At 61.0% G+C, this 19,998-nt stretch carries 21 protein-coding genes and 1 pseudogene; 8 read left to right on the top strand and 14 right to left on the bottom strand.

Annotated elements, in window-relative coordinates; translation table 11 throughout:
* Positions 1-3: 3 nt before the first annotated feature.
* Genes EN808_RS12680 through EN808_RS12670 form a run of 3 tightly spaced genes read left to right on the top strand, consistent with a single transcriptional unit; the run spans position 4 to position 1,853 of the window.
* Positions 4-708 carry a DNA alkylation repair protein gene (locus EN808_RS12680; protein ID WP_135864785.1) on the top strand — a complete coding sequence of 235 codons (705 nt, stop codon included), beginning with the start codon at positions 4-6 and terminating at the stop codon, positions 706-708.
* On the top strand, positions 668-1,243 hold the full coding sequence (locus EN808_RS12675) for a GNAT family N-acetyltransferase (RefSeq protein ID WP_127277779.1): 576 nt from the start codon (positions 668-670) through the stop codon (positions 1,241-1,243). The genes EN808_RS12680 and EN808_RS12675 overlap by 41 nt, the downstream gene beginning before the upstream one ends.
* Positions 1,244-1,289: 46 nt before the next feature.
* Complete coding sequence (locus EN808_RS12670) at positions 1,290-1,853, top strand: DUF3299 domain-containing protein (RefSeq protein ID WP_127277778.1); 564 nt, start codon at positions 1,290-1,292, stop codon at positions 1,851-1,853.
* Positions 1,854-1,862: 9 nt separating this feature from the next.
* On the opposite strand, the gene EN808_RS12665 is transcribed toward EN808_RS12670, so the two are convergent.
* The 4 genes from EN808_RS12665 to EN808_RS12650 all read right to left on the bottom strand — a co-directional run bounded on the left by EN808_RS12665 (position 1,863) and on the right by EN808_RS12650 (position 4,344).
* Complete coding sequence (locus EN808_RS12665; protein ID WP_006205209.1) at positions 1,863-2,354, bottom strand: Lrp/AsnC family transcriptional regulator; 492 nt, start codon at positions 2,352-2,354, stop codon at positions 1,863-1,865.
* A gap of 108 nt (positions 2,355-2,462) precedes the next feature.
* Positions 2,463-3,137 (bottom strand): uracil-DNA glycosylase family protein, encoded by a 675-nt coding sequence (locus tag EN808_RS12660; protein ID WP_127277777.1) that lies wholly within the window; start codon positions 3,135-3,137, stop codon positions 2,463-2,465.
* Positions 3,077-3,688 carry a glutathione S-transferase gene (locus EN808_RS12655; RefSeq protein ID WP_127277776.1) on the bottom strand — a complete coding sequence of 204 codons (612 nt, stop codon included), beginning with the start codon at positions 3,686-3,688 and terminating at the stop codon, positions 3,077-3,079. Before EN808_RS12655 ends, EN808_RS12660 begins: the two co-directional genes overlap by 61 nt.
* A gap of 32 nt (positions 3,689-3,720) precedes the next feature.
* Positions 3,721-4,344 carry a thermonuclease family protein gene (locus EN808_RS12650; RefSeq protein ID WP_127277775.1) on the bottom strand — a complete coding sequence of 208 codons (624 nt, stop codon included), beginning with the start codon at positions 4,342-4,344 and terminating at the stop codon, positions 3,721-3,723.
* A gap of 76 nt (positions 4,345-4,420) precedes the next feature.
* Between EN808_RS12650 and EN808_RS12645 the strand changes: the two genes are divergently transcribed.
* Together EN808_RS12645 and EN808_RS12640 are read left to right on the top strand one after the other, a co-directional pair.
* Positions 4,421-5,941, top strand: coding sequence for an ATP-binding protein (locus EN808_RS12645; protein ID WP_127277774.1), 1,521 nt, complete (start codon positions 4,421-4,423; stop codon positions 5,939-5,941).
* Positions 5,942-5,993: 52 nt separating this feature from the next.
* On the top strand, positions 5,994-6,521 hold the full coding sequence (locus EN808_RS12640; protein ID WP_135915932.1) for a GNAT family N-acetyltransferase: 528 nt from the start codon (positions 5,994-5,996) through the stop codon (positions 6,519-6,521).
* Positions 6,522-6,541: 20 nt separating this feature from the next.
* On the opposite strand, the gene EN808_RS12635 is transcribed toward EN808_RS12640, so the two are convergent.
* A complete protein-coding gene (locus tag EN808_RS12635) occupies positions 6,542-7,540 on the bottom strand; it encodes a nicotinate-nucleotide--dimethylbenzimidazole phosphoribosyltransferase (protein WP_135864780.1) in 999 nt (332 codons plus the stop codon).
* A 197-nt stretch (positions 7,541-7,737) separates the two neighbouring features.
* Between EN808_RS12635 and EN808_RS12630 the strand changes: the two genes are divergently transcribed.
* The gene (locus EN808_RS12630) at positions 7,738-7,968 is read left to right on the top strand and encodes a DUF1289 domain-containing protein (RefSeq protein WP_010909481.1); all 231 of its coding nucleotides are present in this window, start codon (positions 7,738-7,740) and stop codon (positions 7,966-7,968) included.
* 10 nt (positions 7,969-7,978) lie between these two features.
* Positions 7,979-8,683: a TIGR02281 family clan AA aspartic protease gene (locus EN808_RS12625; protein WP_135915931.1), complete on the top strand. Its 705-nt coding sequence runs from the start codon at positions 7,979-7,981 to the stop codon at positions 8,681-8,683.
* 2 nt (positions 8,684-8,685) lie between these two features.
* On the opposite strand, the gene dusA is transcribed toward EN808_RS12625, so the two are convergent.
* Positions 8,686-9,678, bottom strand: a complete 993-nt coding sequence (dusA, locus tag EN808_RS12620; protein ID WP_281041768.1) for a tRNA dihydrouridine(20/20a) synthase DusA — start codon at positions 9,676-9,678, stop codon at positions 8,686-8,688.
* Positions 9,679-10,314: 636 nt separating this feature from the next.
* On the opposite strand from dusA, the gene EN808_RS12615 reads away from it, so the two are divergent.
* Positions 10,315-11,115: a hypothetical protein gene (locus EN808_RS12615; RefSeq protein ID WP_135915929.1), complete on the top strand. Its 801-nt coding sequence runs from the start codon at positions 10,315-10,317 to the stop codon at positions 11,113-11,115.
* A 166-nt stretch (positions 11,116-11,281) separates the two neighbouring features.
* On the opposite strand, the gene EN808_RS12610 is transcribed toward EN808_RS12615, so the two are convergent.
* The 8 genes and pseudogenes from EN808_RS12610 to EN808_RS12575 form a co-directional block, all read right to left on the bottom strand.
* Positions 11,282-12,091 carry a transporter gene (locus EN808_RS12610; protein WP_135915928.1) on the bottom strand — a complete coding sequence of 270 codons (810 nt, stop codon included), beginning with the start codon at positions 12,089-12,091 and terminating at the stop codon, positions 11,282-11,284.
* A gap of 215 nt (positions 12,092-12,306) precedes the next feature.
* Positions 12,307-12,975, bottom strand: coding sequence for a DUF202 domain-containing protein (locus EN808_RS36980; RefSeq protein WP_135915927.1), 669 nt, complete (start codon positions 12,973-12,975; stop codon positions 12,307-12,309).
* A 78-nt stretch (positions 12,976-13,053) separates the two neighbouring features.
* Complete coding sequence (locus EN808_RS12600; protein ID WP_245525061.1) at positions 13,054-14,016, bottom strand: HAD family hydrolase; 963 nt, start codon at positions 14,014-14,016, stop codon at positions 13,054-13,056.
* Positions 14,017-14,145: 129 nt separating this feature from the next.
* Complete coding sequence (locus EN808_RS12595) at positions 14,146-14,913, bottom strand: transporter (RefSeq protein ID WP_189343672.1); 768 nt, start codon at positions 14,911-14,913, stop codon at positions 14,146-14,148.
* 40 nt (positions 14,914-14,953) lie between these two features.
* Positions 14,954-15,352, bottom strand: a complete 399-nt coding sequence (locus EN808_RS12590) for a DUF1622 domain-containing protein (RefSeq protein ID WP_135915926.1) — start codon at positions 15,350-15,352, stop codon at positions 14,954-14,956.
* A gap of 1 nt (position 15,353) precedes the next feature.
* Positions 15,354-16,316, bottom strand: a pseudogene (locus EN808_RS12585) (formylglycine-generating enzyme family protein).
* Positions 16,313-17,209: a Na+-dependent transporter gene (locus tag EN808_RS12580; RefSeq protein ID WP_135915925.1), complete on the bottom strand. Its 897-nt coding sequence runs from the start codon at positions 17,207-17,209 to the stop codon at positions 16,313-16,315. Before EN808_RS12580 ends, EN808_RS12585 begins: the two are co-directional and overlap by 4 nt.
* 141 nt (positions 17,210-17,350) lie before the next feature.
* On the bottom strand, positions 17,351-19,681 hold the full coding sequence (locus EN808_RS12575) for an arylsulfatase (RefSeq protein ID WP_127276832.1): 2,331 nt from the start codon (positions 19,679-19,681) through the stop codon (positions 17,351-17,353).
* Positions 19,682-19,998 lie beyond the last annotated feature (317 nt).

Here is a 19,998-nt window from a genome sequence, read left to right as displayed (position 1 = left end):
ACGATGTCCCTGCCCGCTCCAGGCTGGACCGCGCAGGATATCGTCGCTCATCTGCGTTCGATCGGAACCGAGGAAAACCGCGCCGGCATGGCGCGGTTCGGCATCAACAACGCGACCGCGCTCGGCATCGGCAATGCGGACTTGCGGCCCTTGGCGCGCAAGGTGAAGCGCAACCATGAACGGTCCCTCGCGCTATGGGACACAGGCATTCGCGAGGCGCGGCTGATGGCGGCCTTCACCGGCGAGCCGAAAAAGATCGCCATCGAAGAGTGCCGCCGCTGGGCCGGCGATTTCGACTCATGGGAGATCGTCGACACCGTCTCCGACCTGTTCGTGGACACCCCGTTCTGGCGCCAGCTGGTCGAAGAGTTCGCCGCCGACGAGCGCGAATTCGTCCGCCGTACAGCCTTCGCCATGCTGGCATGGGCAGCCGTGCATCTGAAGAAGGAATCGGACGCGACGTTCCTGCCTTACCTGCCATTGATCGAATCCTATGCCGGCGATGAGCGAAACTTCGTCCGCAAAGCGGTCAATTGGGCGCTGCGGCAGATCGGCAAGCGATCGATGGGCCTGCATGCCCCCGCCCTTGCCCTGGCTCGGAAACTTGCGACCTCCCTGGACAAGACCGCCCGCTGGATCGGCAAGGACGCCGCCAAGGAACTGTCGGATGCCAAAACGCTTGAACGCCTCGCCGCCAGGAAAGTTTGACGGCGCCGATATCCTTTTCACCGAGGTGACACGGGCAACACGCGCCAGCTTCGAAACGTTGTTCGAGCAGCCGGGTGCGCCAAAATATTGCTGGTGCATGGCTTGGCGCCACAGCCCCGAGCCCGCCCAGACCGACGAGAAGAAACGCCAGATGATGGCGCTCATCGATGCTGGCACGCCGGTCGGCATCCTCGCCCATGTCGGCGGCAAGGCCGTAGCCTGGTGCTCGGTCGCGCCGCGAGAGACCTATCGTAAGCTATCGAAGCAGCAGGACGACGGCGACACAGGTGTGTGGTCGATCGTCTGCTTCTATGTGCCAAGGGCCTTGCGCGGCGGTGGCCTTGCTACGGCATTGCTCGATGCTGCCATTGACCATGCCTTCGCCAATGGTGCGCGCATCATAGAAGCCTATCCGGTGGACGAGGCCTCGCCGAGCTACCGTTTCATGGGCTTTCACGACATGTTTGCCAGCCGCGGTTTCCACGAGACCGGCATGGCCGGTTCTCGCCGCCATGTGATGCGGCTCGAGCATTGACGCCGCCGACAGCAGTGTCTTTACTTGCCCGCAAAGGGATGCGGCCATGAACCATTTCAAGTCGATCATAGCGCTTGCGGCCGCGCTTGCCCGCTCCACCGCCGGCGCCTCGGCCGAGGCCACGCACATCCTCTGGAAGGATTTGCGCCCGGTCACCCAGGCGGTCGCCGAAGACGCCGGCCTGCCGATGATCGCGGCGAAACTGCCGGATCACGGCGAGACGCTGTCGGTCGTCCTGCAGGACAAAACGATACAATTAGCCGGCTATGCATTGCCGGTCGATCGCGACGGCGATCTCGTTTATCAGTTCCTGCTGGTGCCTTGGACCGGCGCGTGCAGCCATATGCCGACGCCTCCTCCCAACCAGATCGTGCTGGTCACGCCTGCCCATCCCTACAAGATGTCGCAAGCCTACCAGCCTGTCGCCGTGACCGGTGACTTGAAGCCGGACATGGAGAAAAGCCAGTTGTTCATTCTCGACGGCGTCAGCGTCATCCAGTCCGGCTATACCGTACGCAAAGCCGATGTCGTGGGCGTCGACACGGTTCCGGACTCCGTCATATTGCCGGTGAACTCGCCCTGGAGTTTCCTCAACAAGAAGAAGAATTGAACGGCGCGATCAGGCCGCGTTCGCGCCCGACTCCTTGTCCAGCACCATATAGTCGAGCGGGATTTCGGTCGTGTACTTGATCTGCTCCATGGCGAAGGACGACGACACGTCCCGGATCTCGATCTTGGCGATCAGCCGTTTGTAGAAGGCGTCGTAGGCGGCGATGTCGGGCACCACGACGCGCAAGAGATAATCGACGTCGCCGCTCATGCGATAGAATTCGACCACCTCGGGAAATTCCTGGATGACCTCGGAAAACCGGCGCAGCCATTCATGGCTGTGCGAATTGGTGCGGATCGACACGAAGACCGTGACCCGCACATTGACCTTTTCGTGGTCGAGAATGGCGACGCGCCGCTTGATGACGCCCTCTTCCTCGAGCTTCTGGATGCGCCGCCAGCACGGTGTGGTCGACAGGCCGACCTTCTTGGCGACGTCGGCGACCGCAAGCGTCGCGTCCTCCTGCAGGAGGCGGAGAATTTTTCGGTCAAGGCGATCCATCGGAAGCTCCTGGTGGAATGGTTTCGCTATATTCCCTTTTGTTTAGGCTATTCACAAGAAAGAAATTCTGCCACTCGCGTCAAAAGCGAGTGATTTCTTGCTTAATGCCTAGCCGAGGCGATAGCGGATTTCCGACCGCAGGAAAGGCAGCAAATCCATTTCAAACCACGGATTCTGCTTCAACCAGCCAGTGTTGCGCCAGGACGGATGCGGCAGCGGCAGCACTTTGGGGCCGACAGAATTCTCCCAGATGGCGCGCCAGTTCATCACCGTTTCCGTCAGCGAGGGGCGGCGCGCCGCGCCCATGTGCCAGGTCTGCGCATAGATGCCGATCGTCAGCACCAGATCGATCCGCGGCATCAGCGCCATCAAGGGCGAGCGCCAGGCCGGAGCGCACTCACGCCTCGGCGGCAGATCGCCGCCCTTGGAGTCTTGTCCGGGAAAGCAGAAGCCCATCGGCACGATGGCGAATTTCTCGATGTCGTAGAATTCGTCGCTGCTCACATCGAGCCAGTTGCGCAGCCGGTCGCCGGAAGCGTCGGTGAATGGCATGCCCGACAGATGCACCTTGGTCCCCGGAGCCTGGCTGGCGATCAGGATGCGGGCGCTGGACGAGGGTCGCAGCACCGGACGCGGCTCATGCGGCAGCGGTTTGCCGACGGGATTGTCGACGCAGATGCGGCAAGCGCGGACCGTCGCGGCGAGCCTGTCGAGTTCGACGCTCAAGCGGCGGCACTCGGCCGGCTCGAGACAGCCTGATGCCAACGCAGCACATTGGTGCATTCCTCCGGCACCTTGATGCGTGCCGGCTTCATGAAATCGATCGCGATCAGGCCGGTGATGTCAGCGATCGAATAGCTGTCGCCGGCGGCGAATTCACGGTTGCCGAGTTCAGCGTCCAGCAGCCTGAGAAACTCCACCGCCTTCGGCTTGTTGGCCTCGCCCCATTCGGGAATCTGCGGGATTTCCCATTCCTTCATGGCCGGATGGATGTGGCGGAAAGCCTGCGCGACGCTGCTGAGCAGGTTGAACTCCATCCGCCTCTGCCACATCTCGACCTGTGCCTTGCCAAGCGAGCCGCGCCCGAACAATGCCGGCTCGGGGTAAAGCTCCTCGAAATAGCGGCAGATTGCGACGGATTCGGTGAGGATGGTGCCGTCATCGAGCTCCAGAACCGGCAGGCGCCGCAGCGGATTGCGCGAGCTGACTGACTGCTGCTTGTGTTCCAAAGCGCCCATGTCGACGGGCACCAACGGAACCGTGATCCCTTTTTCGGCGAGGAAAACGCGAACCCGGCGTGGGTTGGGCGCACGACCGCCGTCGAACAGCTTCATTTCGATCCTCCTTTTCTTTCCGCTGACGCGCTTCACCAGAAGCGAAATATCTCGCGCGCCGCGTCGCCGATCGACGCCAGCGTGCCATGTTTTCGCTCCACGACATCGCCGTGGTGGCTGTCGCGCCAGTCCTGCGGCTGGTCGAACGTGCCCGCCCAGATACCGACTTTTGCCGCGCGGGCGGTCGCTTCCACGCCTTCGAAGTCGCCATAGGCGACGGCCCAGCCCGCTTCGACCTGGGCACGGTTGAGGTCGGTGGCCCCTGCCTTGCAGTCGCCGAGCAACCGGCCATAGCGATCGCGCTGCCAGCCGCTGCAGGTGACCGGCCTGCCGCCGATCAGGCGCACCAGTGATTGGCGCGCCAGCGTGCCACAGGCATAATCGGCGCCGTTCTTGCGGCAGGTCTGGGTGTATTCCGGGGCGTCGATGCCGCGCATGCGGATGCGCTCGGTGCCGAGCGTGATCGAGTCGCCGTCATTGATGATGGCGCCACCCTGCGTCTTGCGCGTCTCCACTCGATCGAGACGCGCCGCAAGCAGGATCAGCAGCCCCAGAATGATGACGGCCAGCCCGTAGTCCAGCAGCTTGCGCCACGGGCTTGTCGGGCGCGGCGCCGCGTACCGCGGGCGCGACCTTGGCGACCAGGAACGGCTCATATGGCAAACGGTTGGTTAATCATTCGAACGTAGCTTAACACCTTGAAATCGCTGCGCGCATAAATTGAAGCTCTTGATGCCCTTGCAACGCTCGAACACAGCGGACAAGTTCATAGTGGACCGCAGGAAACGGCATCGCAACAGCGATGTCGCGCGCGCGGTGCGCAAGACGCGCGACCGTCTTTCGCAGCAGGCCGGCAATCCCGATTTCGACCGTGAACTGCTGAAGCTGCACGCCCGAGCCATGACAAGCGGCGCCGTGGTCATCCCGTTGCTCGTCCTGGCGATCGCCGCGGCCGGCCGTCTGGCCGGCATCGGCAATGAGATCGGGCTCTGGGCGTTGTTTACGCTCACCTGCTATACGACAGTCGTCTTCATGGCGCGGCGCATCGAGCGTACGGAAGCTTCCGAGCTCAACTCATTGCAAACGCGAAGGGAATTCCTGGTCGGCCATTTCCTTTGCGGTCTGGGCTGGGCCTGGTTCGTCTGGCTGGGCTGCGGCGCCTGCGAGGTCGACCAGTTCCAGGTGCTCAAGGCGGTGGTGCTGCTGTTTGCCATGGCAGGGACCGCTCTGATGGCCTCGTCCCTGAGCGGAGCGCTGCTGGCGACCTTCGCGGTTCCGGTGGCGCTCTACGCCTATGCCGCGGCCAAATCGTGGATGCCGGTCGAGGCGATCATGGCCGGGCTGCTTGTCCTGTCGCTGCCTTTCTTCACCTATATCGCCAGTCACCTCAATCGCTTCTCCCTGCTACTCTTGTCGTTCCGCTCCGAAAAGGACGCGCTGATCGCCGAAGTGGAGACGGCGAAATCGATGTCGGACGAGGCGCGGCGGCGGGCCGAGGACGCCAACCTTGCAAAATCGCGTTTCCTCGCTTCGATGAGCCATGAATTGCGCACGCCGCTCAACGCCATTCTCGGTTTTTCCGAGGTGATGGCGAACGAGGTGCTGGGGCCGATGAGCAATCCCACCTATCGCGACTACGCCCATGACGTGCATGATTCAGGCCAGCACCTGCTTGACCTGATCAACGAGATCCTCGACCTGTCGCGCATCGAGGCCGGCCGCTACCAGCTCAACGAGGAGCCGGTGATGTTGCTCAACATCGTCGAGGATTGCTGCCACATGATGGAGCTGAAGGCGCGCAACAAGGACATCCGCGTCGTCCAGGATTTCGAACAGACATTGCCGCGCCTGTTCGCCGACGAGCGCGCCGTGCGCCAGATCGCGCTCAACCTTCTGTCCAACGCCATCAAATTCACCGCCACCGGCGGCGAGATCCGCGTGCGGGTCGGCTGGACGGCGGGCGGCGGCCAATACATTTCGATCAAGGACAACGGCCCCGGCATTCCCGAGGACGAGATTCCGGTCGTGCTTTCAGCCTTCGGCCAGGGTTCGATCGCCATCAAGAGCGCCGAGCAAGGCACCGGGCTTGGCCTGCCGATCGTGCAAGGGCTGCTCGCCATGCATGGCGGCGAGTTCGAGCTTCACTCCAAGCTGCGCGAGGGCACAGAAGCGATCGCCATCTTCCCGCTAAGCCGGGTGATGGAGGAACTGCCGGCGCTGCCGACCGCGGCGGTGGCCGCGCGGCGGCGGTAGTACCCCTGCAAACCTGCGTCGACAAGGACTGGAAGAAGGCACGCAGACCGCAATGACGGCAGATTGGGATGCCAGTGGCGTCGAAATCAAATCGGAGCGACTTCGTCTGAAGCTGTTCACGTCCGACGATGCCGCGGAAGTCTTTGCCGCCATCACTCCCGCGATCACTCGTTTCATGCAGTGGGAACCACCTCGATCACCAGCGGCCTTTGCCGAGGTATGGCGATCCTGGCTTGCCCCGATCCTTGACGGATCGGATTTGCATTTCGTCGCGCGTTCGTTGGCGGACGGTCGCTGCCTGGGGCTTGTCGGCCTTCACGCGGCCAAGACTGGCTGTCCCGAGATCGGAATTTGGATAAGGGAGGATGTACATGGAAACGGCATCGGCCGTGAGGCCGTTGCCGCCGTTGCGGCATGGGCGTCTGAGGAATTCAATCCGGATTGCTTCGAGTATCCTGTCGCAGAAGAGAACGTCGCGAGCAGAAGGATCGCGGAAGGCCTTGGCGGTTCGATAGTCGAGACACGCTCGAATTCGAAATATATCTCGGTCGTCTACCGTATCCCCAATCTCAGACGTTGAGACGTCGAGGCGCGAACGCTCTAGCCCCGAACAGCCGCCGCCATGCCTGAACTGGTCAGTGCCGCTGCCTTGACGAGCCCGGCCGCCAGGGCCGCTCCCGCACCTTCGCCATGACCGATGCCGAGATCGAGCAGCGGACGCAGCCCGAGGTGCTCTGCGGCCCTTGCATGCGCGGGCTCCGGCGACAGGCTGGCGAGAAGACAATGATCAAGCGCTGCGGGGTTTGCTGCATGCAGCACAGCGGCGGCTGCCGTTGCCGCGAAGCCATCGAGCAGTACCGGTATCTGCTGCATCCGCGCGGCGAGGATTGCGCCAGCTATCGCCGCGAACTCGCGGCCGCCAACCCGGCGCAGGGCCTCCAGCGGATCTTCGAGATGGTGGCCGTGAAAGGCCAACGCCGCATCGACCACCTCTGCCTTGCGCACCTGCATCGCCGCGTCGGCGCCGGATCCCGGGCCGACCCAGTCGGCGCCCCTGCCGCCGAACAGCGCGGCGAACAGGGCGGCGGCGACGGTGGAATTGCCGACGCCGAGATCGCCGAGGCAAAGCAGGTCGGTGCCGCCGGCAATCGCTTCCATGCCGAAGGCCATGGTGGCCGCGCATCCGCGCTCGTCAAGCGCCGCATCCTCTGTGATGTCGCCGGTCGGGATGTGCAGGGCAAGATCGAACACCTTTAACCCCAGATCATAGGCAATGCAGATCTGGTTGATCGCGGCACCGCCGGCCGCGCAAAGCTCGACCGCGTTGGCGGTGGCCGCAACCGGACGCGGCGAAATACCATGTCGGGTCACGCCATGGTTACCGGCAAAGACAGCCATCAAGGGCCTTGTCACCGCAGGCGGAGCCCGGCCACTCCATGCGGCGAGCCATGCGGCGATGTCCTCGACGCGGCCAAGCGAATTCCGAGGCTTGTCCGCCTTGGCAAACAGCGTGCGCACGCGCGCCTCGGCTTTGAGGTCGGCCGCCGGCAAATTGTCGAGCAGATTGCGGAAATCGTCGAAAGGCAGTGCACTGGTCATGTCGTGACAATCGTTCCTGGAGTGGAGGAGCGGCATAGCCGCGTTGCGTGATCGGCACAACCTCCCCGATCGTCCTTCCTGACTTGCCGCAAAGGCGGCCACGGAAGGCGCTATCGCGAGGGCTTGCATTGGCTTCGCCGTTGCACCATGTGGAGATGGAAGAGCGGATTCCGAATGGAGTTCCTCCAGAGAAAGTCATGACGGCCATCGAATCTCCCTGCATCCTGGTCTGCTCGATCGATATGAAAACCGGCTTCTGCTTCGGTTGCGGCCGCACGCGCGAGGAGATCGGCGCCTGGATGGGGATGACGCCCGAAACGCGCCGCAATGTGATGGCCGAACTGCCGGCCCGGTTGGAAACGGTCGAGCGCCGGCCGCGCCGCGAAACGCGCCGTACCCGCATGGCGCGCGAACGCGACGCACTCTAGCGAGGGACGGATGAGCGGCCGGCTGTTCTGGACTGTGATGGCGGTGATCGGCGTGGGGGCAGCCCTGCTCATGCTCAACGATTCCGCCGGCAGCACGCTTGGCGTGGAGAACTACGATTTTGGCCGGCTGATCTGGCTTGGGGCCTTCGGCGCCCTTATCGGCGCCGGCCTGCTGCGGTCGGCTCCGCTAGGAGTGATGGCCCGCAGCCTCGGTGCATGGGCGGCTATCGTGCTCGCGCTGATCGCCGGCTACCAATATCGTTACGAGCTGCAGGACGTCGCCAGCCGCGTGACCGCGGGCCTCGTTCCTGGCAGTCCGCTTGCGCTCGGCGTCGAAGATGGTCATGCGACGGTGACCCTGGACAAGGCCGACAACGGTCACTTCGAGGCGCGCATCCTGGTCAACGGCAATCCGGTGCGGGCCGTTGTCGACACCGGCGCGACCAGCACCGTATTGACTTCGGAGGACGCTCAGGCCTCCGGCTTCAATCCGGCGGTGCTCAACTACACCATACCGGTTTCGACCGCCAACGGCATGGCGCGCGCCGCGGCGGTCAAGACCGACGAGCTGGCAATCGGCGGCATCGTGCGCAAGGATATGCCGGTGATGGTCGCCGCCCCGGGCATGCTGAGCCAAAGTCTGCTCGGCATGAACTTCATCGGCTCGCTGTCGGGTTTCGACGTGCGGGGCGACCGTATGATCCTCAGGGACTGAGATCAGGCCGCTTCGGCGGCGGCCCCACCGAATTCGACCGCCGCGAAAGCCGTCTTCAGCACATCCGGCCCAGCTCCGGGCCGCGTCGCGTCGGTTGACAGGATCTGGCGGTAGCGGCGCGCGCCGGGCAGCCCGTGAAACAGCCCGACCATGTGACGCGTGACATGGCCAAGCCGCCCGCCCTGTTCGATGTGGCGCCCCGCGTAGTCCGCCATAGCATCGATCAGCGCGGCGAAATCGAACACTTCCGGCCGCGCTCCGTAAAAGGCGGCGTCAACACCAGCCAGAATGCCCGGTGTGTGGTAGGCGGCGCGGCCAAGCATGGCGCCATCGACATGATCGAGCTGCGTCAGCGCCTCGTCAAGGGACTGAATACCGCCATTGATACCGATGAATTTGCTCGGTTTTCCGGCCTTCAGCCGATACACTCTGTCATAGTCGAGCGGCGGGATGTCGCGGTTTTCCTTGGGGCTGAGCCCTTCCAGCCACGCCTTGCGTGCGTGCACCCACAAGGCATCGGCGCCGGCATCGAAAACCCCATTCGCCAGCGCATCGAGCGCCGGCTCCGGATCCTGTTCGTCGACGCCGATGCGGCATTTGACCGTGACCGGCACCGTCACCGCCGCTTTCATCGCGGCGACGCAATCGGCGACAAGATCGGGCACTTTCATCAAGCACGCGCCGAACGTGCCGGACTGGACGCGGTCGGACGGGCACCCGACATTGAGATTGATCTCGTCATAGCCGAAGGCCTCGCCAATGCGCGCCGCCTCTGCAAGTTTTGCGGGATCCGAGCCGCCAAGTTGCAGGGCGACGTGATGTTCCACCTCATCGAAGCCGAGCAGCCGCTCGCGTGCGCCGTGGATGACGGCGTCGGCCACCACCATTTCGGTGTAAAGCAGCGCACGGCTCGTCAACTGGCGATGGAAGAACCGGCAATGCCGGTCAGTCCAGTCCATCATCGGCGCAATGGCGAGCCTGTTCAACATGCTGATTTTATTCGTTTCCCTGGGCGAGCTGGATCTATCCAACTTCGGCGACCGGTAATCTGCGGTTGTTTTTTTGCACTTAGTTTGAATCGGTTTAGAGTCATAATCTATTTCACAATGCAATAGGCAAGGTGACGGCTCCTGACTCTGGGTGATCGACCGCTGGCGCGGTAAAAGCACCGTTCTCTACCGTGCGTCTCGCAGCGTCAAGCGCGACCAGAGGCACCCGCCTTGTTGGACCCTTGGCCAACTGGGCGATTTTGCAAATTGCGTTAAAGTACTCAGGGGCTTCAGGCAATTGGTCTCCGCCATCGCCGCGCGTTTCGGCTTGGTGGGAGGTAGGCTGCGCTCTTCTGAGGATACTCCACATGCGAAGTGAGAGAATATTCTCATCGCTGTCCGCTTTCGCACAGCGCCCGCAGGAACAAGCGAATAGACCTTGGAGAGTTTAAATGAGGTCGCCGGAACTGGGAGATCATGTGAGAACGGAGATGCGAATCCAGCAGAATCGGGGTAGCAATATTTGGTATCTTGTGTGCGTCGCCGGTATGAATACCCTAGCGAGCATGGTCGGGGGAGAACCGTCACGATTGTAGCTTGTTGCCGAGAAAACCAGATCTGTACCATCATCCAGAGGGGACCATGCTGACCTTAATCCGCAGAGCATATTGGGGCGTGACCGTTCTGTCTGGCGTCCTCCTTGCTCAACCATTGCGCGCCGCCGATATGGTCTCGCCCGTGACGCCGGATCTGAAACCGGTGGTGACCGAGCAAGGCTGGACGTACTCCATTGCGCCGTATTTCTGGGCAGCCGGGCTCTCCGGCGACGTGACGCAATTCGGACTGCCGACAGTCCACCTGGATGCGAGTTTCGGCGATATCTTGAAGAATCTCGATTTCGCTGCGATGGCCGTCGCCGAGGCACGCCACGATCGGTACAGCGTTTTCGGCGACCTGATGTATGTGAAGATATCAACCGGCCGCGGAACGTCGAGAGGCGTCATCGCCAATGATGTGGATGTCTCCTCCGAGACATTTTCAGGGCTTATCGGAGCTGGCTACTCGGTCTTCCAGGGTGACGCCGGATATCTCGATATTGTGGGCGGCATGAGGGTTTGGTCTGTAAACACGGACATCGGGTTTCATGGCGGTATCCTTGACGGTGTGTCTGCCAGCGACGGGGCGACTTGGGTGGACGGGCTCGTCGGCCTTCGCGCGAATTACTCGCTTACACCCGAAGTCTATCTGACGGGCTGGAGCATGGTTGGCGCAGGCGGAGCCGATGTCGATTGGGACGTTGCGGCCGCGCTGGGCTACCGGTTCAACGAGCGGTTTTCGGCTCTTGCCGGCTATCGCGCACTAGGGGTCAACTACAGCAACAACGGCTTCGAATTCGACGTGGTGCAGCAGGGCCCGATAATGGGACTTGTCATGCATTTCTAGGCGTGCGGCAACGGCAAGACAATGGCATAGCCGGCTAAGATTCTTGTTCGGGCTCCTGGTTGCCACAGCCCCCATCGCGTAACCGCTGGCGGCCACCGGCAGCTCGGCATCCTGGGCCGCGGGTTTCTCAGTTCATGGTTCGTCGAAACTGTGCTTGCCCGGTCATTCATTTCTTCGGAAACAGGAATGTGATGCCTGTTCTGAAGCCGAATCCCTCCGCTCCCCCGTCCGGGCTAACAGCCCAGTACCGCACTCCCGCCTGCAGGCTGACTGGCTGGCTGCCGAACTTCACCAGCTTGCTAACTGTAAAATTGACCGGCACCGACCAGTCTTCCTTGACCCAGTCATAAGTCGACTCGGTGTTAAGAGCGAACGTCCAAGCATCTGCCGTGGTGTATGATAGGAAAGGTTGGAGGAAGGTTGCGTTGACGTCGCTCCTGTCCTCGTCGCCTGCAAACGACCAGATGTGGTTGGCCAGCATGCCATATGTCCAGGGACCTGACTGCTTAAGCACGACGCCTGTCGGGCCAACTCCCCATTTCTGACCGCCCAGCATCGCGTCAGTGCCGGTTGGCAGCAGAAGGACCGGACCCACGCCCCAGACGAGACCGCCCGGACCAGGAGCCTTGGGCGAGAAGAACAGGCTCTGGACTGTATCGCCAAGTCCGAACTGGCTGTCTGAATCGCCAGCGATGTCGTCCTGCCACGTGACCGGCAGTACGGTGCGTGAGATTAAGTTCCAGTCGTCGTTCAATGATATTGGGATCACCGGCTGAATGTTGATCACCGACCTGGACCCATCGTCAGGCCCATAGCCCCTGTCGTAGTTGTACTGAAAGGGCACGCTGATGAGCGAGGCGATCGGATTCGATAACTTCTTTGCGAGATCGGCGTCTTGAGAAAATACTTCACCAGTCGACAAGAGCACGATAGCGAACAAGAGAAGCACTGTTCTCGAGGCTGCCTTTCGGCTCATGAAATTCTCCCAAAGCCGCGGTCTAGCTTCACCTGTCACCGACATCAGGCGGCGCTTGATGACATCGCATGAAACCTGAGTCGCTGGACCAATTCAATCGCCGGCGCCTTCCAAGACCCGTCGAGGACAGGTTCCTTGCCCCAATAGGCGCGGATGTAGAGCGAGACCGTGCAATCGGGCGGGCAGTCAGTTCGCCTCCTTATCCGCGCCGGGCGTCATCCCTGGAACGGACCGATCTGGAAGAGCATACTGACGATTGCAGCTATCCCGACGACGAGCAGTATCACGGCTGTGATCAAGGTGACCGATGGGGGGAAATGGCTCTCGCCATGGATCAACTCTTCGGCCCGCATCGCGTTTCTCTCATGGCGCAAGCCGATCATGAATTGCAAGTGGTAGAATATGCCGAAGATCAGCATGACGATGCCAAGCAGCACCAGTGTAATGCCAAAATTGAGCGGTGCGCCAGCCTGGGTGAGCGTCCCGGCATTCTTCAGCTTCTGGAACACCTGATAGATTGTGAACCCGAAACTGATGAGAGAAAGCGAGGTGCGGATCACCGACATGAGCGTGCGCTCCGCGCTCATGCGCGTGCGCTGAAATGACATGCCGGTGCGCCGCATGGACATCTCGGTGCGGTCGGTCGACAAGTCCGTTCGATGGTTAGACAGGTCTGTTCTGAATTCGGACAGCGAGGTCCGGTGCTCCGAAAGGCCGGTCCTGTGATTGGACAATTCGGTTCGGTAATGAGAGTACTTGGTGGAGGCCAGATCCGATCTTGATTCGTCGACCTTGGGAATGGGTGGGACCGGCGTCACGGGAAGCCGCTCGGGACGGACAAGTTGGCTCGTCTTGGTAGGTGCCTTGCTGGTCGTTTCGCTCATGACAACTTCCTTTCAGCTTGAATGATCTTGGCCGTCCTCACCAAGATCGATTCTTCCCGCCTCTACCTTCCAGCCGATCTATTTCACCGCCGGATAGACCGTCTGCCAGTCACTCTTCATGTCGACGATGGTCCAGCCTCTTCGGACGCCTTCATCGAGCGCGGTGTCGAGCTTTCCGATGTTGGACTGGCGGTCGTAGGCCCATTCACGTTCGGCATCCGTGTGATGCACAAGTCCAATGAAGCGAGCTCCGTCGCCCGCCGCCGTCCATTCAAGCATCTGCTGGTCGCCGTCCGAATTGCCGAAGGCCAGGATCGGCCGCCTCCCGATGAAGCGGTTGATCCCGACAGGCTTGCCCGGACCATCATCGACGAACTCGACCTTGGCCTCCTTGGCGAGCACCAGCTTTCCGTCCCTGTCCTCTAGCTTCACGACGCCGGACGAGCCGACGACTTGTTCGGGCGGAATACCATAGGCCTCCTCGGCAAAGACCCGCATGAACTCGACACCGCCGCCAGAGACGATGAAGGTTTTGAAGCCGTTGGCCCGCAGGTAGGTGAGCAACTCCAGTTGCGGCTCGTAGACAAGCTGATTGTAGGGGCGATCGAAGCGCGGATGGCGTGCGCTCGCTAGCCAACCGGCCACAATCTTGGAAAAGTCCTCGGTCGTCATGCCGGCATGGGTCACAGCCAGGATTTCCATCAGGCCTTTCTCACCAGACGCCATGAGGCCTTTCGGATCGCCCTTCAATGCCGACCTGAAGGGCTCTGTTTCCTTCCATTCGGGGTGATCGGGGGCCATGGCCTTGATGCGGTCGAGCGCGAAGGCAAGCTGGAAGTAGACCGGCTGCTCGGACCACAGCGTGCCGTCATTGTCGAACACGGCGATACGCTCAGCCGGCTTGACGAAATCGGCGCCACCGTCCTGCGTGACCTTGGCGACGAACTGCGTGATGGCCACCTTGACCGGGCCGTCTTTCCAGGACGGCAGCGGATCTGATTGCGCCCAGGTGGCACCAGCCAACGCTGTTAGCAGAAGCAACGACGCGGCCAGTGCTTTCAGTAACCGGCCGAATTGTGGGTGCGTGGCTCTCGACAACTCGACCAAGGGTCCCCTACGTCCGGTTAATGCCATGGCAAGTCGCTGCAGCATTGCTCTCGACTCCTTCAGCTACTTCGGGAACAGCAATGTGACGACGCCACGAAAACCCCAACCCTCCGGGCCGCTCTCTGGACTTGTCATCCAGTAGCGCGTGCCGACGCTGAGGCTAACGGGCTGATTGCCGAACTTCACAAGCTTCGCGACGGACAGGTTGATCGGCACCGACCATTGGTGGCTGGCCCAGTCATAGGTGCTTTCGGTGTTGAGGCCGAATGTCCAGGCATCGGCGGTGGTGTAAGAGAGGAAGGGCTGCAGAAAGGTCGCATTGATTTCGCTGCGATCGCTATCGCCGGCGAAGGACCAGATCTGGTTGGCGAGCATGCCGAAGGTCCAAGGGCCGGCCTGCTTGAGGGCCACGGCTGTCGGACCAGCTCCCCACTTCCCTCCACCGAGAAGGTCGTCGGTTGCGGTCGGCAACAGCATCACCGGCCCGACCCCCCATATGACGCCGCCGGGTCCCGGCGCCTTGGGCGAGAAGAAGAGGCTCTGGGTGACGTCGCCCAGGCCCGATTGCGAGCCCGACGGTCCGGCGATGTCATCCTGTGTGATGATCGGCAGGATCGTCCGCGAGATCAGGTTCCAGTTGTCATTGAGAGAAATCGGAACCACCGGCTGTATATTGAGCGTTGCACGGTAGCCGTCGTCCGGTCCGAACCCGGAATCGTAGTTGAACTGGAACGGTACGCTGATCAGTGAAGCAATCGGATTGCTAAGTTGCTTTGCAAGATCAGCATCGTCTGCCAGGGCTTGCACCGGCAACAGCATGGCAACTACCATCGCAACGCCCGCAAGAAATCGGAAGGGTTTTGCCATCGCACTATCCTTTTTCGGCACCGGGTGACCTGGGATCAACGGCCTTTGCCTCTTCTGCGGGCATCGCTTGCTCCGTCTCCTCCGAGAGGTCGCGTCCAAGAAAATAGTTGAGGAAAGTACGGACGACCGCAATCGCCGCCAGACGCCCGATGTCTTCCCAACTCGGAGTCAAGGCCGACTCGATGATATCCGCGGCGAGTTGAAAGGTCAGGCCGGCGACAAGCCAGCGCGCGAAGCGTATCCAGATTTGGTGATATAGCTGCCGCCGTTTAGTGACGGCCGCCCGACAGGCCCCCCAAAAAGCCTCCAATGTCCCGTAGACGACAATCAGCAGAGCCATAAAGTCGATCAGAAGGATCGAGACCTCGGTGAGCTGCGCGAAGGTTTCTCGAACAGCCTCCATTTCAATCATCCAGGCGACGAATGAGACGAAAGCCGAGATGCGAGACCGAGGTGTCTATCGGCTGTGCCATTCGTGCCGCTGGCCGATATCGCCTGCAATAGTTCGGAGCGCATAGATGTGAGCCCCCCTTTGTCACCCTGCGCGGTATCGCGGCGGGATCGCGCGGATCCCGGCTCGCCTCACGGTCGCCGCCCCGCGGGTTGGAGACCGTGCAGCATGGGCTATCGATCCTGCGGTGATCCCGATACCAGTCGGACGTCCATTCCCAGACATTGCCCGCCATGTCGTGGAGGCCGTAGCCGTTTGCTGGAAAGGAGCCTACAGGCGCTGTGTATTCGAAGCCGTCTTCCACCGTGTTGCGATATGGGAATTCGCCCTGCCACGTATTGGCCATGTAAATGCCGCCGGGCGTTAGTTCGTCGCCCCATGTGAACTCGGCGCCTTCCAGCCCACCGCGAGCAGCGAATTCCCATTCCGCCTCGGTCGGCAGCTGCATGCCGGCCCATCGGGCATACGCCTCGGCATCCTCATAGGCGATATGGACGACGGGATGGTCCTTGAGCTTGGCGATCGAGCTGGCCGGTCCACGCGGATGGCGCCAGTTCGCACCGGGTACGTAGGTCCACCAATTGTACTGATTGCGGACATCGACCGGGCCCGCGGGCTTGCGGAAGACGGTCGAGGACGGTTACAACATCTCCGGTAGCGCTTCAGGATAATCATCCGGATTGGCAGACTTCTCGGCCAACGTGACATGGCCGGTCTCCGAGACGAATTTTTCGAAATCCCGGTTGGTCACCGCGAACCGGCCGATCCAGAAGCCGTCGACCTTCACACGATGCGCCGGCGCCTCTTCCGGGTAGTGGGCATCGGAGCCCATTAGGAACGTCCCGGCAGGTATCCACACCATGTCCCTTCCCGCGGGACTGCTTTCGGAAGCGCGCGGGCGGATTGCGGCACTCATCGGCCAACCCTATTCGTCTGCCGGTCCGATTCGACGGTGGCGGCTTTGTCATGTAGCGCCCTGCGCCACCGCACATACGGAATAGACACGATCGCCCCGATGACCAGATGCCAAAGCATCACCGCCAAGGCTGCCTTCTCGTCCGGAAAATTCAGGCTTGCGATCGCCATCGCAACGGCCGGATGACGGGTGCCCGTGGCGAGAGCGAGCACGGTTCGATCGTCGGGATCTGGCCCGCCAAGCAAGTGGCCGACGAAAAGCCCCAGGGCCGTGAACAGTGCCAGGAGTACAATCACACCGTTGCCGACCTGCCCCCAGAAGGTCACGCCGCTGGTGAAGACGACTGGAATAGCTGCGACCACGAGGAGGATGACCGCGAAAAGCGAGATCGGCCCGGCTATTCGCGCCGCCAGTGCCGGAAGCAGGCGGCGAACGAGCACGCCTGCAAGCAGGGGAGCGACCACCGTCACGAGAACGGGCCGCAGCACGCGTGCCGGGGGCATGTAATACTCAGCGTGAAATAAGCTTCCCACAATCCCGATCGAGATGGGCACCAGCGCAATCGCCGCGATGGACGCCACGATGAGGAGGCTAAGGGCGAATGATTGCGTTCCGCCCGCCTTGGTCTGCTTGCCTGGAAGGATCGGCGGAACCGGCGAAACCGCCAAGGCGATCAGCGCGATCTTGATTTCGATAGCGAGGGGAAAGAGCAAGGCTACACCGACGGCGAAGATCAGCATGATGATGTTCATGGAGATGATCGATCGGATCATCTCGCCGGGCCGCTTGACCAGATAGAGCAGATCGCCTGTCGCCGCCTTCAGACCCAGTGCAAATACCAGCGCCACGAGACTGACTGTGATGCCAAGTTTAATTAGCTCTTGAACGGTCATCGATCTGCTCGTTTCCGAAACTGCGGAGCGTCAGTCCATTTCTGATGCATCGCTGCCTCAGATTGTTCTGATGTCGTTAAGGATAGACTTCTGGAGGTCGACGGCGCCTTTCCGCCGACCTCCATGTCCGCAACTCGGTGGCTAATCGACAGCCATGGCCGCCGCCGCCAGTTTCTCGAGATCAAGGTATTGCCCCTTCTCGACAGTCACGCCGACGAACTTGATCGTACCGCCCTTGAATTGGCCAGGAGACTTGTATTTCTCACTCACCGCATCGCCGCTGTCCCGGCCGATGCAGAGGCCGTCGCCGGAGAGCGTGAACTTGCCGAGTTGGGTCTTCATATCGCCCTGTGCCACGACTTCATCGTTAACGTACAGGGTGGTCTTGCCAAGCGACTCGCCGTGCGGCCCCGGCTTCTTGTCGCGGATGAACTCCATTCCAAACGTGTATTTGCCAGGCTTGAGTTGCTTGGAGACGAAGGTCTGTTCCGGCTTGATGCCAAGGAAATTGTAGACGTAGTGCAGTTTCATATCCTTGATGAACAAGCTATGGCCGCCGAAGCGTGAGCCATGGGCGAAGATCACCCCCTCGCATTTGTCCCCGAGCTCCACATCGGCGAGGATCTTGTAGCTACGACCCCGCACATTGACCGCAACGCCTTCCGGCACCGGCGAAGTGCCGGGGTAATAGATGTAGCGTTCCCTCGGTGGCTCCTCGCTCGGACGTTCGATGCCGAGAAGCTCCGCGGCGCTGCGATCGTCAAGCGGAAGAACCATGTTCTTCTCCGCTTCCTCGTCCCATGCTTTGATCAGGGCCTTAAGCTTGTCGGGATGCTGCTTGGCAAGGTTGTTGGATTCCGAGCGATCCACATCAGTGTGATAAAGTTCCCACTCATCCTTGTCGAAATGGCCCTTGCCCGTCAGGGGAGCATGAAGGGCTGCCGCTTTCCAACCGTTTTCCCACATGCCGCGCGTGCCGAGCATCGCGTAGTACTGGCGCGTCTTCTTCGTCGGCGCATCGGCTTTGGCCTCGAACGAATAACGCATCGAGACTCCTGAGATCGGCCATTGTTCAGCGCCACGGAAGGTTTTGGGCATCTCGACGCCACAGACATCGAGGATCGTGGGTACGATGTCCGTACAGTGATGATATTGGTTGCGCACCTCCCCCTTCGCCTTGATGCCCTTCGGCCAGGAGATAACCAGCGGGCAGCAGGTGCCACCGGCATATTCGGAATAACGCTTGAACATCTGGTAGGGCGTCGAGAACGCCGCGGCCCAGCCGGTCGGGTAATGATTGTAGGTTTCGGGGCCGCCGAGAACGTCAAGATACTGCAGGTTCTCCGACAGTTCGTCGGGATAGTTGTTGAAGAACTTGTTCTCGTTGACCGAACCATTCGGGCTGCCTTCGCCGGAGGCACCATTGTCCGAGCAATAAAAAACGATCGTGTTGTCGAGCTGACCGCTTTCCTGCAGATAGTCGACCAAGCGACCGACCTGGACGTCCGTGTATTCGGAGAAGCCGGCATAGACCTCCGCCATGCGCGAGAACAGCTTTTTCTCGTCGGCGTTCAGTTCGGCCCACGGCCGCACGGCATCGCCCGGATTGGCCACCTCCTTGGGGAGCGGGTTGAACGGAGTGAGCTTGGTGTCTTTTGGCAGAAGACCCTTCTCGATCATGCGCGGGAGAACCCATTCGCGATAGGCTTCGTAGCCCTTGTCGAACTTGCCTTTGTACTTGTCGATATATTCCTTCGGTGCGTGGTGCGGGGCGTGATTGGCGCCCGGGCATAGCCACATGAACCAGGGTTTTGATGGATTGGAAGCCTTCTGGTCACGGATCATCTGCATCGCCTGATCGACCAGATCTTTCGACAGGTGATAACCTTCCTCGGGGCTGTAGGGTTGGTCGATGAACTTGTTGTCCTCGACGAGGTCCGGATACCACTGGTTGGTTTCGCCGCCCACGAAGCCGTAGAAGCGGTCGAAGCCCTTCTGGATGGGCCACTCCGACTTCGTGCCGCCCGCACAGATATCCTGTTCAGGAACGTTGTGTTCCTTGCCAAGCCAGAACGTGGTCCAGCCCGCCCCCTGCAGCATGTGGCCGATCGACATGCATTCTTCCGGTACGCGGCCGCTCCAGCCCGGGAAGCCCTGTGCGCCTTCGGTGATGCACGACATACCGTTCAGATGGTGGTTGCGGCCGGTAAGGAAGGTAGACCGGGTCGGCGAGCAGAGCGCAGTCGTGTGCCATTGCGAATAGGTCAGGCCATTGTCCGCAAGTTTCTGCAAGGTGGGCATGTTGATAGCGCCGCCATAGGGCGACCAGGCCGCCTGGCCCGTGTCGTCGTAGAGGACAATCAGGACATTCGGCGCTCCTTTTGGCGCACTCGGCGGTAGGTACGGCCCCCAATCTGGCTTGGAATCTCGTACGTCGAGCTTGATGACGCCTTTGAACGGCTTCTTCGACATGATCTATCTCCGTTGTTCGCCGTGATCTCACATAATTGTTCCGAAAATTCTGGTTAAGGATAGTGGGACCTAGGACTCACAGAGCGTGGTGCCGCTGTCTATATGCGTGTCGGCTAAAAGATGAATTCAGCGATGAAAAATACATTCAATGAGCTGAACTAGGTTACAGTTAGAAAGTGCGCTGTAACTGCAACACGGTGGCCGAGTAGGACGACCTCGGCTATGATTTTTCAGACATGCGGTGCGCTGAAATGGAATCTTTGGTATCATCTGTCTTGGCGATGCGAATTCGCCGAGAAGTATGTTGGCGATGGTCA

It is taken from the genome of Mesorhizobium sp. M8A.F.Ca.ET.165.01.1.1 (genome assembly GCF_004792065.1).
In the GTDB taxonomy this organism is placed as follows: domain Bacteria; phylum Pseudomonadota; class Alphaproteobacteria; order Rhizobiales; family Rhizobiaceae; genus Mesorhizobium.
The sequence above is the reverse complement of the archived record's forward strand: the minus strand, read 5'-3'. Positions and strand labels throughout refer to the sequence as shown.